At 61.4% G+C, this 14,829-nt stretch carries 11 protein-coding genes; 9 read left to right on the forward strand and 2 right to left on the reverse strand.

Annotated features, from left to right (window positions below; translation table 11 throughout):
• The first annotated feature begins 8 nt into the window (after positions 1 to 8).
• The 5 genes from ACR0KX_RS08330 (at position 9) to ACR0KX_RS08350 (ending at position 5,866) form a co-directional block, all read left to right on the forward strand.
• A complete protein-coding gene (locus ACR0KX_RS08330; protein ID WP_480708252.1) occupies positions 9 to 1,526 on the forward strand; it encodes a class I adenylate-forming enzyme family protein in 1,518 nt (505 codons plus the stop codon).
• Positions 1,523 to 2,182 carry a DsbA family oxidoreductase gene (locus ACR0KX_RS08335; RefSeq protein ID WP_480708254.1) on the forward strand — a complete coding sequence of 220 codons (660 nt, stop codon included), beginning with the start codon at positions 1,523 to 1,525 and terminating at the stop codon, positions 2,180 to 2,182. The genes ACR0KX_RS08330 and ACR0KX_RS08335 overlap by 4 nt, the downstream gene beginning before the upstream one ends.
• Before the next feature lie 75 nt (positions 2,183 to 2,257).
• A complete protein-coding gene (locus tag ACR0KX_RS08340) occupies positions 2,258 to 3,466 on the forward strand; it encodes a multidrug effflux MFS transporter (RefSeq protein ID WP_480708256.1) in 1,209 nt (402 codons plus the stop codon).
• 61 nt (positions 3,467 to 3,527) lie between these two features.
• Positions 3,528 to 5,192: a hypothetical protein gene (locus ACR0KX_RS08345; protein ID WP_170621879.1), complete on the forward strand. Its 1,665-nt coding sequence runs from the start codon at positions 3,528 to 3,530 to the stop codon at positions 5,190 to 5,192.
• A complete protein-coding gene (locus ACR0KX_RS08350; protein WP_170450274.1) occupies positions 5,189 to 5,866 on the forward strand; it encodes an SH3 domain-containing protein in 678 nt (225 codons plus the stop codon). Before ACR0KX_RS08345 ends, ACR0KX_RS08350 begins: the two co-directional genes overlap by 4 nt.
• On the opposite strand, the gene mfd is transcribed toward ACR0KX_RS08350, so the two are convergent.
• Both mfd and ACR0KX_RS08360 read right to left on the reverse strand, forming a co-directional pair.
• On the reverse strand, positions 5,863 to 9,318 hold the full coding sequence (gene mfd, locus ACR0KX_RS08355; protein ID WP_170621880.1) for a transcription-repair coupling factor: 3,456 nt from the start codon (positions 9,316 to 9,318) through the stop codon (positions 5,863 to 5,865). The two genes, ACR0KX_RS08350 and mfd, sit on opposite strands and share 4 nt — an antisense overlap.
• Before the next feature lie 21 nt (positions 9,319 to 9,339).
• On the reverse strand, positions 9,340 to 9,864 hold the full coding sequence (locus ACR0KX_RS08360) for a component of SufBCD complex (RefSeq protein ID WP_170621881.1): 525 nt from the start codon (positions 9,862 to 9,864) through the stop codon (positions 9,340 to 9,342).
• A 119-nt stretch (positions 9,865 to 9,983) separates the two neighbouring features.
• On the opposite strand from ACR0KX_RS08360, the gene hemB reads away from it, so the two are divergent.
• The 4 genes from hemB to ACR0KX_RS08380 all read left to right on the forward strand — a co-directional run bounded on the left by hemB (position 9,984) and on the right by ACR0KX_RS08380 (position 14,829).
• Positions 9,984 to 10,982, forward strand: a complete 999-nt coding sequence (hemB, locus tag ACR0KX_RS08365; RefSeq protein WP_170621882.1) for a porphobilinogen synthase — start codon at positions 9,984 to 9,986, stop codon at positions 10,980 to 10,982.
• Between the two features lie 143 nt (positions 10,983 to 11,125).
• Entirely contained in the window at positions 11,126 to 11,698 is a 573-nt protein-coding gene (locus ACR0KX_RS08370; RefSeq protein WP_170450268.1) for a YSC84-related protein, read from the forward strand.
• A 165-nt stretch (positions 11,699 to 11,863) separates the two neighbouring features.
• The gene (locus tag ACR0KX_RS08375; RefSeq protein ID WP_170621883.1) at positions 11,864 to 14,326 is read left to right on the forward strand and encodes a penicillin acylase family protein; all 2,463 of its coding nucleotides are present in this window, start codon (positions 11,864 to 11,866) and stop codon (positions 14,324 to 14,326) included.
• Positions 14,327 to 14,433: 107 nt separating this feature from the next.
• The gene (locus ACR0KX_RS08380; RefSeq protein WP_170621884.1) at positions 14,434 to 14,829 is read left to right on the forward strand and encodes a nuclear transport factor 2 family protein; all 396 of its coding nucleotides are present in this window, start codon (positions 14,434 to 14,436) and stop codon (positions 14,827 to 14,829) included.

Genomic DNA, 14,829 nt, shown 5'->3' on the forward strand with positions numbered 1-14,829 from the left:
CAGACAGCATGTTGTCGATCTTTGATCAGGGGCCGCCCGCCCCCTGCCCTGAACCGTTCAATCTGGCCGCGCATGTTCTGCGCAAGGCGGACCAAGTGCCGGATAAAACCGCCCTGTCCGTTCTCGGCCAGAATGGAACGGATGACTGGAGCTACAGCCGACTGAAACGCGCCATTCTGGGCACGGGCACCGGGTTGTTGCAGGCCGGGTTGAAACCCGGTGACATTGCACTGATGCGCTTGGGAAACACGGTGGATTTCCCCATCGCCTATCTTGGGGTGATTGCCGTTGGGATCGTACCGGTCCCAACATCGTCGCAACTGACCGAACCGGAAACGGCCCGCATGATCGCCGATCTGGACCCCGCCGTCATCCTGCGAGACCCGTCCGTGGCCTGCGCCCCGCATCCGCATCAGATCGACCTGCCTGCGCTGACCGCCATGCGTGACCTGCCCCCTGCTGCGTTTGATCTGGGCGATCCCCAGCGACTGGCCTATGTGGTCTACACCTCGGGCACCTCGGGCAAGGCGCGCGCTGTGGCCCACGCCCACCGCGCGATCTGGGCACGGCAGATGATGGTGGATGGCTGGTACGGGCTTACCCAGAACGACCGCCTGTGCCATGCCGGGGCGTTCAACTGGACCTACACGCTGGGCACCGGCCTGATGGACCCGTGGACAATTGGCGCGACCGCCCTGATCCCCGAGCCGGACACCGACATCTCAGCACTGCCCCAGCTTCTGCGCCACAGCCGCGCAACTATTTTTGCGGCTGCTCCGGGCGTGGTTCGCAAGATGCTGCAAGCAGCCGACAAGATCGATCTGCCTGACCTTCGCCATGGGCTTTGCGCGGGCGAAAAGCTGTCGCGGTCTTTGCACGCGCAGTGGCAAACGACCACCGGGACCGAGCTGTATGAAGCCTATGGTATGTCCGAATGCTCGACCTTCATCTCGTCCAGCCCGGCGCATCCGGCACGCGGCGAGGCGCTGGGGCAACCTCAGCCGGGTCGCCGCGTGGCGATCCTTGGACCGGACGGGCCAGTCCCTCAGGGACAGGACGGCACTATCGCCATCCATCGCTCGGACCCCGGCCTGATGCTGACCTATCTGAACGCCCCGGACGAGGTCGCGGACCGGATGCAGGGCGATTGGTTCCTGACCGGCGATCAGGGTGCCATGGCCGTAGATGGGCAGATCACCTATCTGGGCCGCGACGACGACATGATGAACGCAGGCGGCTATCGCGTCTCACCGGTCGAGGTTGAATCGGCGCTGTCCCACTATCCCGGTATCACCCAGGTCGGCGCGGCTGCGGTTGAGGTCAAACCAGACACATTTGTGATCGCCGCCTTCTACACAGGCCCCCAAAGACTGGACGACGCGGCCCTGCACGCCTATGTCCAAGCCAATCTGGCACGCTACAAACAACCGCGCGCCTTTGTTCACCTTCCCGAGTTGCCGACCGGCGGCAACGGCAAACTCCTGCGCCGCGCATTGCCGGCCTATTTCAAGGCGACCTCCGAATGACCCAGACCGTCAAGCTTGATATCCTGTCCGACCCGATCTGCCCGTGGTGCTATATCGGCAAGACCCATCTGGACAAGGCGCTGGCCAAGGTGCCGGATCATCCTTTTGTCATCGAATGGCACCCGTTCCAACTGAACCCCGAGATGCCGGACGCCGGGATGGATCGGCGCGAATACCTTGAGCGTAAGTTCGGCGGCAAAGAAGGCGCGGTGCGCGCCTATGCGCCTGTGGTCGAACATGCCGAAAACGCCGGTCTGACGATTGATTTCGAAGGGATGAAGCGCACCCCCAACACGCTGGACGCCCACCGCCTGATCCACTGGGCCGGGATCGAGGGCAAACAGAACGCCGTCGTCGATGCCTTGTTCGACGCCTATTTCGTTCAGGCGCGCGACATTGGCGACCCCGAGGTCCTGTCCGACATCGCCGACAGCGCAGGTATGGACGCCGCCGTGGTGCTGAAATTGTTGAAATCAGACGCCGACCGCGAGGATATCCGCACGCGAGACACCCATTCACGCGAAATGGGTGTAAACTCGGTGCCCACCTATATCGTTGCCAATCAACACGCCGTTCCCGGCGCGCAACCCCCTGAAATGTGGGAAAAAGTGATTGCCGAAATCATGTCTCAACTTGAGGCTTCCTCTGCAGAATAGCACATAGGTCTGTGCAAAATTCCGGTCTGGCGCAACCTGATCTGCCGTGATAGCGCGAACAGGTAAGGAGTGCCCATGGCCAATCGCATGTCCCGAGGGGAATTCATTGCGCTGATCGCAATGATGTTCTCGACCATCGCCTTTTCGATCGACTCGATGCTGCCCGCCCTGCCCGAGATCGGCGCGCAGCTCAGCCCCGATGACATCAACCGCGCGCAGCTGATCCTGACATCCTTTGTGCTGGGCATGGGGATTGGGACGTTCTTCACCGGCCCTTTGTCGGATGCCTTTGGGCGCAAGCCGGTCATCTACGGCGGCGTGGTGCTGTATATCGTGGCTTCGGTCGTGGCATGGGCCAGTTCCTCGCTGGAACTGGTTCTGGCGGCCCGCGTGGTTCAGGGCCTTGGCGCGGCAGGTCCGCGCGTTGTGGCGATGGCGATTATCCGAGATCTATATTCGGGGCGCATCATGGCGCGGATCATCTCGATTGCGATGATGATCTTTACGCTGGTGCCCGCAGCCGCCCCGATGATGGGCGCTGGCGTGATCGCCCTGTTCGGATGGCGCGGCATCTTTGTCTCGTTCATCCTGTTTGCCCTGATTACAGTCACATGGATGGGCACCCGCCTGCCCGAGTCTCTGCCGGAAGAAAACCGCCGCCCCTTCCGCCTGCCACTGATGGTTGCTGCTACGAAAGAGATGTTTGCCCACCCCACGGTGCGCCTGTCGATCATGGTTCAGACCCTGTGCATGGGCATCCTGTTCACCATGCTGACCATGGTGCAGCCCGTCTATGACGTGGTGCATGACCGCGCGGATAGCTTTCCGTTCTGGTTTGGGTTTGTGGCCCTGATCTCGGGCTCGGCCAGTCTGCTGAACGCGGCCCTCGTGGTGCGCGTTGGGATGCGCCGCATGGTGACATGGGCGCTGGGGGGCCAGATCCTGATCACCGCCGTTGTGATTACGCTGAGTGCTATGCCAATGTCGCCCAACGCCTCGTTCGCGCTGTTTGTGGTGTGGCAGACCACGATTTTCTTCATGGCGGGCGTCACTTTGGGCAATCTGAACGCCATCGCGATGGAGCCGATGGGACATATCGCAGGCATGGCCGCATCAGTCATCGGATCGGTTGCCACGGTGCTGGCCGCTGGCATCGCAGCGCCGGTCGGGCTGCTGTTCGATGGCTCGATCACGCCTTTGACAACGGGCATCCTGACCATGTGCATCGTCGCCTTTGGGCTGATGGTTCACATGGGCCGGATCGAAAACCGCCTGCCCGCCTGACCCTGTGCAGACGCCATAATTCGCGCTAACCTGCCCTCGACATTCCGGGGGAGGTTATTTGATGAGCTATGATTACGATTTGGGCACCTATTCCTGCCCCGTCACCACATCATCGACCGAGACCCAGCTTTGGTTCGACCGGGGTCTGGCCTGGACCTATGGCTATAACCATGGCGAGGCTGTGGTCTGTTTCCAGAAAGCGGTTGAGCATGACCCGGCCTGCGCCATGGCCCATTGGGGCGTCGCTTATGCCGCCGGTCCGAACTACAACCTGCCATGGGAATTGCAGGATGACCGGGGGCGGCAAAAGGCCCTTGGCATAGCCTATGACGCCGCGCAGAAGGCGCTGGCGCTGACGGACACATGCACTGATGTCGAAAAGACGCTGATCAACGCCCTACCTGCGCGTTACCCGCAACGGAACCCGGTCGAGGATATGCATCGATGGGATTTCGACTTTGCCGACGCCATGCGCGCAGCCTTCGCCGCCCAGCCCGGACATCTGGACCTGCGCACAATCTATGTCGAATCCCTGCTAAACCTGACCCCTTGGAAAATGTGGGACCTGAGCACCGGCAAACCCGCCGACGGGGCCGCCACGCTTGAGGCGCAAGAGGTGCTGGAATGGGCGATGGAGAACGACCCCGCCGCCATGTCTCATCCCGGCCTGCTGCATCTGTACGTTCATCTGATGGAAATGTCGCCGACCCCGGAAAAAGCGCTGAAAGCAGGCGACGTGCTGCGCACGCTGGTCCCCGATGCCGGGCATTTAGTGCACATGCCGACCCATATCGATGTGCTTTGCGGGCACTATCAGAATGTGGTGCACTGGAACGAAAAAGCCTCGGTCGCTGATCTGAAGTATTATGAGCGCGAGGGCGCGTTCAACATCTACACCGGCTATCGCCAGCACAATTATCACTTCACCATCTATGGCGCGCTGTTTCTGGGCCAGATGGAACCCGCACTGCGCGCCAATCAGGGGCTTTGGGACACCACGCCCGAGGAAATGCTGCGCGTAGAAAGCCCGCCCATGGCGGATTTCTTCGAAAGCTACATGTCGATGGGCCCTCATATCCTGATCCGCTTTGGCCGCTGGGAAGAGGCCAAGGCGCTGGAGTTGCCCGAAGACCCCGACCTGTTCCGCACGCTAACGGCAACCACCCATTACGCCCGCGCCATCGCCCATGCCGCAACCGGCGATGTGGCGCAGGCCGAGGCCGAGGAACAGCTGTTCCTCAGCGCCAAAGCCTGCGTGCCCGAGGCGCGGCGGCTGCACAACAACCGCGTCATCGATCTGCTGGAGGTCGCAACCGAGATGCTGCGCGGCGAGATTGAGTACCGCAAAGGCAATTTCGAGATTGCCTTCGCCCATCTGCGCCGCTCGGTCGAGTTGGACGACACCCTGCCCTATGATGAGCCGTGGGGCTGGATGCAGCCCACGCGCCACGCCCTTGGGGCCTTGCTGTTCGAACAGGGCCATGTGGCCGAGGCCGAAGCGGTTTATCGCGAGGATTTGGGTCTGGGCGGCGACCTCAGCCGCGCCTCGATCCACCCGGACAATGTCTGGAGCCTGAAGGGCCTGCATGACTGCCTGAAAGCACGTGGCGAGACGGTCGAGATCAAACAGATCAAACAACGGCTTGACCTTGCGCTGGCGCGGGCCGACGGTGCCGTCGGCGCATCCTGTTTCTGCGCCCAAGCCGCGATGAGAGCTGCCGAATGAAATCACTGAAACTTGCGCTGGCCGCGCTGATCTGTGGGCCGGTCTGGGCGGATCGCCAAAGTTTCACCCCCGTGGATCAGGCGGGCAGTGACCCGTCTCTGGTGGCGTTTCGCGACAACCTGCTGGCCAAAGTCGCCGCTCGCGATACCGAGGCCGTGATCGCCGCCGCCTGCCCCGATATCTATATCAGTCACGGCACCGAAAGCGGCCCCGAAGCGTTTCGGCAAAGCCTGACCGTACCGCCCGAAACGCTGGCCGAGGATACACGCCACCAGGCCGACGCGCTGCGCGAAGCCTATTGGACTGCGTTGGAAGACACTTTGTCCCAGCCCGGCTATTTCGATGATCAGGGCGAATTCTGGATGCCGCATCAATGGCAGATCTCTCTGCCCGCCGCGCTGGATCCGTTTCTGGCCTATTTCGTGACCGGAGACCGGGTCACCCTGCGCCGGTCCGCAGCGCGCAGTGGCGGTATTTTGGACTTCATCAGCCACGAGGTCGTTCTGGTGCCCGAATATCAGGACGGCGCCGAATACCAACTGGTCCGCCTGACTGATGGCACACTCGGCTATATGCACAGCGATTTCCTGTGGTCCATGGTGGGCTACCGCGCCGCACTGGTGAAATCCGACGCGGGCGACTGGCAGCTTTGTACCTTTGTGACCGGGGATTAGGCTTTCGCCTTTTTCTTCTCGGCCACAACCTTTTCCGCCAGATCGCGGGCAATGGCAAAAGCGCCCTTGATCTTGTCGCTGTCCTTCTTCCAGTCGCGGCGCACGACGATCTTGTTGTCCTTGACCTTGGCAAGGCCGCGCTGGTTCTGGATGAACTCCACCAGCCCCTGAGGCGAGGCAAACTTGTCATTGTGGAACTGGATCGTAGCACCCTTCGGCCCGCCATCCAGCTTGGCAATCCCCGCCCGTTTGCACATCGCCTTGATGCGCACTACCAGCATCAGGGTGTTCACCTCTTTCGGCAAAGCACCGAAGCGGTCGATCAGTTCCGCGGCAAAGCCTTCCAACTCGACCTTGGTCGAGAGCGACGACAGACGTCGATAGAGGCCAAGACGCACGTCCAGATCGGGCACGTACTCCTCGGGGATCAGAACCGGGACGCCCAGATTGATCTGCGGGGCCCACTGGTCGTCGGCATCCGACAGCCCCTCCATCTCACCGGCCTTGATCTTGGCAATCGCCTCTTCCAACATCGATTGGTAGAGTTCATAGCCCACGTCGCGCATCTGACCGGATTGTTCCTCGCCCAGCAGGTTGCCCGCGCCGCGAATGTCGAGGTCTTGGCTGGCCAGCGTGAACCCTGCCCCCAGCGTGTCCAGCGAGCCCAAAACCCGCAGCCGTTTTTCGGCCGTCGCGGTCGGTTTCTGGCGCGGCTTGGTGGTCAGGTAAGCATAGGCGCGGGTTTTTGAGCGCCCGACCCGCCCCCGGATCTGATAGAGCTGCGCCAGACCGAACATATCCGCCCGGTGCACAACCATTGTGTTCGCAGTCGGAATATCCAACCCGCTTTCGACAATCGTCGTCGCCAGCAGCACGTCGTATTTGCCGTCATAAAACGCGTTCATCCGGTCGTCGAGCTCACCCGCCGCCATCTGGCCATGCGCGACGACATAAGACAGTTCGGGCAGCTGGTCTTTGAGGAATTCTTCGATCTCGGGCAGATCCGAGATGCGGGGAACGACGTAAAAGCTCTGCCCGCCGCGATAGTGTTCGCGCAGCAGCGCCTCGCGAATGGTGACTGCGTCGAATTCGCTGACATAGGTGCGGATGGCCAGACGGTCGATGGGCGGAGTGCCGATGATCGACAGATCGCGCACGCCGGTCAGGCTCAATTGCAATGTCCGGGGGATCGGAGTGGCGGTCAGCGTCAACACGTGAATGTCCGAGCGCAGTTGCTTCAGGCGTTCCTTGTGGCCGACACCGAAATGCTGTTCTTCGTCGATGATCAGCAGGCCGAGATTCTGGAACCGCACCCCTTTGGCCAGCAAGGCATGGGTGCCGATCACGATATCCACCGTGCCGCGCGCCAACCCGTCGCGGGTCTGTTGCGCCTCTTTGGCCGAGACAAAGCGCGACAATTGCCGCACTTCCAGCGGGAAGCCCCGGAACCGCTCCTTGAACGACGCCGCGTGCTGACGGGCCAGCAAGGTGGTCGGCGCAACCACCGCCACCTGCACGCCCGACATGGCGGCGACAAATGCCGCGCGCATGGCGACCTCGGTCTTGCCGAAACCCACATCGCCACAGATCAGGCGATCCATCGGCGCGCCGGAATGCATGTCCTCCATCACCTCGGAAATCGCGCGCAGCTGGTCGTCGGTTTCCTGATAGGGGAATCGCGCGCTGAACTCCTCCCACGCGTGAGGGGGCGGGTCCATGACCGGAGCCTTGCGCAAGGCGCGTTCAGCCGCGATGCGGATCAGCTTGTCCGCCATCTCGCGGATGCGCTCTTTCAGCTTGGCCTTCTTGGCCTGCCAAGCGCCGCCGCCCAGACGGTCCAGCAGCCCTTCATCGTGGCCGTATTTTGACAGAAGTTCGATGTTTTCGACCGGCAGGTACAGCTTGGACTGTTCGGCATATTCCAGCAGCAGGCATTCATGGGCGGCCCCTGCGGCGGTGACCACCTCCATGCCCATGTAACGGCCAATGCCGTGATCGACATGAACCACCAGATCACCGGGGGACAGCGATTGGGTCTCGGTCAGGAAATTCTCGGCCTTGCGACGTTTCTTGGGCTGGCGGATCAGGCGGTCGCCCAGCACGTCCTGCTCGGCGATCACCGTCAGATCGGGGGTTTCGAACCCGTGTTCCAACGCCCAGATCGCCAGATGTAACCCCCGTTTTCCGACACGGGTGCCGTCGGTGACGGGGATGGCTTCGGCCAGCCCCTCATCCTCGATCAACCCGGTCAGACGTTCGCGCGCGCCCTCGGAATACGAGGCGATCAGGACCGGACGTTTGGACAGCTTGTCGGTGATGTGACCCGCCAGCGCGCCAAACAGGCTGATGCTTTCCTGCTGCCGTTCGGGCGCAAAGTTGCGCCCGATCCGCCCGCCTGCATCGATCACGCCGGGACCGCTGGCCTGCGGCAGCGGGCTGAACTGCATCACCCGCCGGTCGCCCACGGCCTGTTCCCAAGCCGCGTCATCCATATACAGCAATCCGGGCGGCGTCGGCTTGTAGACGGTATCCATGCGCGAGCGGTTTTCCAGCGCCAGACGACGGGTTTCGTACTGATCGGCAATCGTATCCCAACGTGCCAGCCGTGTCGGTGTCACCTGATCATCAACGGTGATTGTCGCATCCGGCAGATAATCGAACAGCGTTTCAAGCTTTTCGTGGAAGAACGGTATCCAGTGTTCCACACCTTGGTGTTTTCGGCCTGCGCTGACTGCCTCATACAGCGGATCATCAGTTCCGGCAGCGCCGAATTCGATGCGATAGTTCTGGCGGAACCTCGTGATCGCAGCCTCGTCCAGAATGACCTCGGAAACCGGAGCGAGTTCAACCACCTCCAGCTTCTCGGTCGTGCGTTGGGACACTGGATCAAACCGACGCGCGCCGTCCAGCACATCACCGAACAGGTCCAGCCGGACAGGCCCGGATTCACCCGGCGGGAAAATGTCGATGATGCCACCCCGGATCGCGTAATCGCCCGGTTCCATCACCGTGGGGCTTTGGGTGAACCCCATGCGCACCAGAAACTTGCGCAGCGCGTCCTCATCCACGCGATGGTTCACACGGGCGGTGAATGCAGCTTCGCGCAGCACATCGCGCGCCGGCACCCGCTGGGTCGCGGCGTTTAGCGTGGTCAGCAGCACGAACCGCTCGGGCATCTGGTGCACCAAAGCCGCCAATGTCGCCACTCGCGCCGCGGCGATATCGGCATTGGGCGACACCCTGTCGTAAGGAAGGCAATCCCAACCGGGGAACACAAAGACCGGCATGTCCGGGGCAAAGAAGGCCAATGCGGCGCGCATCGCCTCCATCCGTTTGTCATCCCGCGCGACGTGACAGACCGGCCCACCCGAACGCGCGATCTCGTTCAGGACAAGCTGCGCGTCAAACCCTTCCGGGGCGCCGCCGACTGTCACGTGGTTCGGAGCCTTCATCGCCTTGCCTTTCAGATTTCGCTATCCCAGAACGCCAATCGAGAGGTTCTGATACATGCCCCAGAGGGAAGTGACCAGTATCGAGATCATGCCTATGATCTGGGTGTAAAGCCGACACCGAGACAAGGCTTTTGCCACCCTTTCCAGCGTCAGTTCATGTTGGCGCAAGCGACGGGCGTGGACAATGTTCAGAACCGTGACGATGGTCATCGGGAACATCAGCAAAAACAGGGCCTGCGCAAACTCGACGCCATAGTAAAACCCAAGCGTTGCCAATCCGGTGAATACAAAACAGGCCAGCGCCAGAAGGACTGCGCCCGATACTTCCACCAGATACAGCAAACGGTTGGAATTGATCCGCACGATGTCCAGCAGATCAAGCTCGACCTGCCCGCCGATCCGGCGCGCCCGCACGACCAGGTCGTAAGGCACCCCCATCACCCAATGGCTGGCCGAAGACCACATCACCGCCAGAACGATCCAGAACCACAGATTCGAAAAGCTGCGCATGTCGATGAGTTCGAAGATCGAGGTGTACCAGTCCAAACCCAGCCCTTTATTCAAAATCCTCAGGGGGTTCTATCGCAGCGGCGCGTCCATTGGTACCCTTGAGCCTTAGGCGAATTCATGCCACCCAATGCCGCAATGTTCAAGGAGCACGCGCCATGAAACCGACCATCGCCCCCTACCCCATGACCCGTTTTCGCCGGGCCCGGCAGTCCGAGGCAATTCGGGGCTTGGTGCGTGAGAATACGCTGACCACGGACGATCTGATCTGGCCGGTTTTCGTGCGGGACGGCGAAGGTGTGGAAGAACCGGTGCCTTCGATGCCCGGCGTCATGCGCCGCTCGGTCGATCTGATTGCCAAGGCAGCGGTTGAGGCTCAGGCCCTTGGAATCCCGGCGATTTGCATCTTTCCTTACACCGATCCGACACTGAAAACGGAAGACTGTGCCGAAGCCTGGAACCCCAACAACCTGTCGAATCGTGCAATCCGCGCGATCAAGGCGGCTGCGCCAGAGATCGCGATCATGACCGACGTGGCGCTGGACCCTTACAATATCAACGGCCATGATGGATACGTGGTGGATGGCGAGATCGTGAATGACCGGACCGTTGAAGCCTTGGTCAAGATGACCCTTGCACAGGCCGAGGCCGGCGCGGACATCATTGGACCGTCGGACATGATGGATGGCCGCATCGGGGCGATGCGTTCGGCGCTGGAAGGCGCAGGGCACCATAACGTGATGATCCTCAGCTATGCCGCCAAATACGCCAGCGCATTTTATGGTCCGTTCCGCGATGCGGTTGGAGCATCGGGCGCGCTGACCGGCGACAAGAAAACCTACCAGATGGACCCCGCGAACTCGAACGAAGCCCTGCGCCTGATCGAACGCGACCTGACCGAGGGCGCGGACATGGTGATGATCAAACCCGGCATGCCCTATCTGGATATCTGCCGCCGGGTGAAAGACACGTTCGGCGCGCCGACCTATGCCTATCAGGTCTCGGGTGAATACGCGATGATCCAGGCAGCGGCGCAGAATGGCTGGATCGATGGCGACAAGGTCATGCTGGAAAGCCTGCTGGCCTTCAAACGCGCCGGGTGCGACGGTATCCTGACCTATTTCGCCCCCAAGGTTGCACAGATACTGCAGGGCTAAAACCCCGGATTGTCGCGATATTTCGCCTATTGATACGCAGGCGCGCAAAGCTTTCCCGTGACATATACGGGCAATCGGCGTATTCTTGCACACAAGATCGGGATCACCCGACATATCAGGCACCTTTACAAGAGACAGGACATATGAGCAGTTCCCAATCCCCCCGACTGAGCCGTCGCGGCTTTGCTTTTGGCATGGCTGGGCTGACCTTGACCGCCGCATGCGGCAACGGCGTTGGCAATTCGAACGCAGCCACGATTGATGCACGCGTCGCCGCAACGCTGACCGAGATGTACAGCCGCTATCCAAACACGGTTGAAATTGCCAACAAAGCCAATGGCTTGCTGGTGATGCCCCTGATCACGGAAGCCGGGTTTGTTTTTGGTGGCGGCTACGGGCGCGGCGCGTTGCAGATCAACGGTGCTACGGTTGATTATTACTCGGCCGTCAAAGGCAGCGCGGGCCTTCAGATCGGCGCGCAGCAATACGCCCACGTGCTGTTCTTCATGACCGAGGACGCACTGAACGATTTCCGCCGCTCCAGCGGTTGGACCGCCGGGGCTGACATTGGCTACGTGGTCAGCGATCAGGGCGATTCATTGTCGACCGACACAACCACGCTGCGCACACCGGTTCTGGCCGCTGTCTTCGGACAAGCGGGCCTCCAGATCGGTGCCACGGTCGAAGGCACCAAATACACCCGGATCATTCCGTAAGTTTCGAACACCACACCCCTCTGGCAAGCCCCGTCGCATTCCGGTGCGGCGGGGCACTTATTTTCGGTACGTCAGGGCAGGTTCCTGCCGCGTTCCTCTTTCGGTTGCTGGCCCCATCCATTAGTCTTTGCGCAAACGATAATCGAACGGGATTGAGGGGCATTTATGGGTCTTGTTTTTCGCTGGCTGGTGCGTATCGCCTCGGGTCTGATCCTGTTGGTGCTTGCCGCGATCGGGCTGGTCTATTTTCTGGCCAGCCAGTCCCTGCCCGAATACGATCAAACCCTTGAGGTTCAAGGCTTAACCGCCCCGGTTGAAATCATTCGCGACACTGCAAACGTCCCGCATATCATTGGCGAAACCGACCCGGATGTGTTCTACGGTCTGGGCTATGCCCATGCACAGGATCGCCTGTGGCAGATGACCGTCATGCGCCGCACTGCGCAGGGTCGTTTGTCCGAGGTTTTTGGTGCTCGGACGGTGCCAATCGATAAGCTGTTGCGCCGGCTCGACCTCTATGGTTTGGCCCATCGGTCGGTTGACGCGCAGGACGATTACACAAAGGCCGCGTTGCGCGCCTATGCCGCTGGCGTCAACGCCCGCCTGACACAGATCAACGAAGAGGCTTTGGGCCGTGGCGCGCCCGAGATGTTTCTGTTCAACGCCCCCGTGTCGCCCTGGCAACCGGGTGACAGCCTTGCGGTGATCAAGCTGATGGGGCTGCAATTGTCGGGCCATTTGCAGGATGAGGTTCTGCGCGCGCGCACGTCGCTGATGCTGAACGACCCTGCGCGCCTTTCGGACATTCTGCCAGACGTCCCCGGCCCCGGAATTGCTGCCCTGCCGGAATATGCCGCGCTGTTCCACGGTCTGCCCCGCTATGCAGCCGGAACAGACATGCCGGACACGCCCCTGTCACCTTTCCCCAAACGCGGGCTTGCGGGTGCGTCGAACGCGTGGGCCGCAGCACCCACACGGTCTGCCAGCGGTGGAACGCTTTTGGCCAATGACCCGCATCTGGGCTTCACCGCGCCCGGTGTGTGGTATCTGGCGCATCTCGGGCTGGCCAATGGCGGCGTGATCGGCGCGACGATCCCAGGTATTCCCGCTGTCATGAGCGGGCGCAGCGACCGGCTGGGCTGGGGCCTGACATCCTCGTATTTGGACGATCAGGACCTGCATATCGAGCAGTTGAACCCCGACAATCCCGAAGAATACCTGACCCCAGACGGCTACAAGGAATTCCGCACCCGCCCCTCGATCATCGAGATCAAGGATGAAGCCCCCATTACCCTGACCCTGCGCTGGACCGAGAATGGTCCGGTTCTGCCCGGCAGCCATTACGATCTGGAAACGATCACGCCACCCGGTCATGTGGTTTCCCTGTCCTGGACCGCGCTCAGCCCGAACGACACGTCGATGAGCGCGTCGATGGGTTTGATGAACGTGAACACCGTGCGGGAAGCTCTTGAGGTTGGAGAGAAATTTATCGCTCCGTCGCAAAACCTTTCACTGGTCGATGGGGACACGATCGGCATGAAACTGATCGGCGCCATGCCGCAACGCAACCTGCGAAACCAGAGCAAGGGCCGTATCCCGACTCCCGGCTGGATTGACGCTAACCGCTGGCAGGGCCGCCTGCCTTATGCCAACAACCCCGAATTCGTGGCCCCCATAGGCGGCCTGCTAGGCAACACCAACAACAAGATCATCGACCGCCCCTTTCCCAACCATGTCTCGTACGAATGGGGCGACACCCAGCGCGTTCATCGCTGGGAACGCCTGATGCAATCGCGAGAGGTCCACACCCGCGACAGCTTTATCGAGGCGCAGCTTGACACTGTCAGCTTCACCGCCCGGTCGCTGCTGCCGCTGATCGGGGCTGATCTGTGGTTTACCGGCGCGTCAGCCCCCGAAGGCACACCCGAGCGCCAACGCGAGATCGCCTTGTCTCTGCTGGCAGAATGGAACGGCGAGATGAACGAGCATCTGCCCGAACCCCTGATCTACGCCGCCTGGCTGCGCGCGTTGCAGATCCGCCTGATCGCGGATGAACTTGGCCCGCTGGCCAGCGAGTTCAAGCATGTGGAACCCTTGTTCATCGAACGGGTTTATCGCGACATCGATGGTGCCTCGGTCTGGTGCGACGTCCGCCAAAGCGCGCCGGTGGAAACCTGCACCGACATGGCCCGGCTGGCGCTGGATGACGCGCTGATCTGGATCTCCGAGAATTACGGCTCGGCCCTGGAATCGCTGCGTTGGGGCGACGCGCATCAGGCCACGCATGATCATCCGGTTCTGGGACAGGTCCCGGTCCTGCGCTATTTCGTGAACATCCGGCAATCGACCAGCGGCGGTGACAACACGCTGCTGCGCGGGCGCACCTCGGGCGAAGGGCCGGATCCGTTCCAGAATGTCCACGGCGCGGGTTATCGCGGCGTTTATGATTTCGCTGACCCCGACAGCTCGGTCTTTATCACGGCCACCGGTCAGTCAGGGCATTTCCTGTCGCGCTACTATGACGATCAGGCCCAACTGTGGCGGCGCGGAGAATATATCCCCATGTCACTCGACATCGATCTGGCGCGGGCCGCCGCCGTTGGTGTGACCACTCTGATTCCGCGATAATCCGCCGGGTCGGCGAGTCCCCGCCCTATGCTGCAAGGCACCGTGGCACCCCTGCCCGGTTTCGCCTACCATCCCCCTACCGACTATGTGGGACCAAGGGGGCGATCATGGCCAGTATTCGGGATGTCCTGAACAACCTCGCGCGCGACTACGCCATTGCCTGGAGTTCCGGTAATGCCGATGCTGTCGCTAGCTATTTTGCGCCGGACTGTCAGATGACCATCAACGGCGGCACGCCGCTGGAAGGTCGCGAGGCAATAGCCACGATGGCGCGCGATCTGTACGCGGAACTCCCCGATCTGGACCTGCGCTGCGATATGCTGCGATGGGCCGGAACCCACGCCCTGTTCGTTTGGACGCTGGAGGGCAACCACGCGCAAACCGGCAACCCGGTCGTGACCCGCGGGTGGGAGGAATGGGAGTTAGACGCCAACCACAAGGTGCGATCCTCATCCTGGTGGTTTGACCTGGCCGAGTATCAAAGGCAGGTCGGTAGGAGCTGA

The sequence above is a fragment of the Ruegeria sp. BG5 genome (genome assembly GCF_056538425.1).

What these genes read in the sequence shown, in the direction of transcription:
- ACR0KX_RS08335 (WP_480708254.1), top strand. Translation starts at nt 1,523, where the DNA reads ATGACCCAGACCGTCAAGCTTGATATCCTGTCCGACCCGATCTGCCCG.
- ACR0KX_RS08350 (WP_170450274.1), top strand. Translation starts at nt 5,189, where the DNA reads ATGAAATCACTGAAACTTGCGCTGGCCGCGCTGATCTGTGGGCCGGTC.
- mfd (WP_170621880.1), bottom strand. Translation starts at nt 9,318, where the DNA reads ATGAAGGCTCCGAACCACGTGACAGTCGGCGGCGCCCCGGAAGGGTTT.
- ACR0KX_RS08380 (WP_170621884.1), top strand. Translation starts at nt 14,434, where the DNA reads ATGGCCAGTATTCGGGATGTCCTGAACAACCTCGCGCGCGACTACGCC.
- ACR0KX_RS08370 (WP_170450268.1), top strand. Translation starts at nt 11,126, where the DNA reads ATGAGCAGTTCCCAATCCCCCCGACTGAGCCGTCGCGGCTTTGCTTTT.
- ACR0KX_RS08330 (WP_480708252.1), top strand. Translation starts at nt 9, where the DNA reads ATGTTGTCGATCTTTGATCAGGGGCCGCCCGCCCCCTGCCCTGAACCG.
- hemB (WP_170621882.1), top strand. Translation starts at nt 9,984, where the DNA reads ATGAAACCGACCATCGCCCCCTACCCCATGACCCGTTTTCGCCGGGCC.
- ACR0KX_RS08345 (WP_170621879.1), top strand. Translation starts at nt 3,528, where the DNA reads ATGAGCTATGATTACGATTTGGGCACCTATTCCTGCCCCGTCACCACA.
- ACR0KX_RS08340 (WP_480708256.1), top strand. Translation starts at nt 2,258, where the DNA reads ATGGCCAATCGCATGTCCCGAGGGGAATTCATTGCGCTGATCGCAATG.
- ACR0KX_RS08375 (WP_170621883.1), top strand. Translation starts at nt 11,864, where the DNA reads ATGGGTCTTGTTTTTCGCTGGCTGGTGCGTATCGCCTCGGGTCTGATC.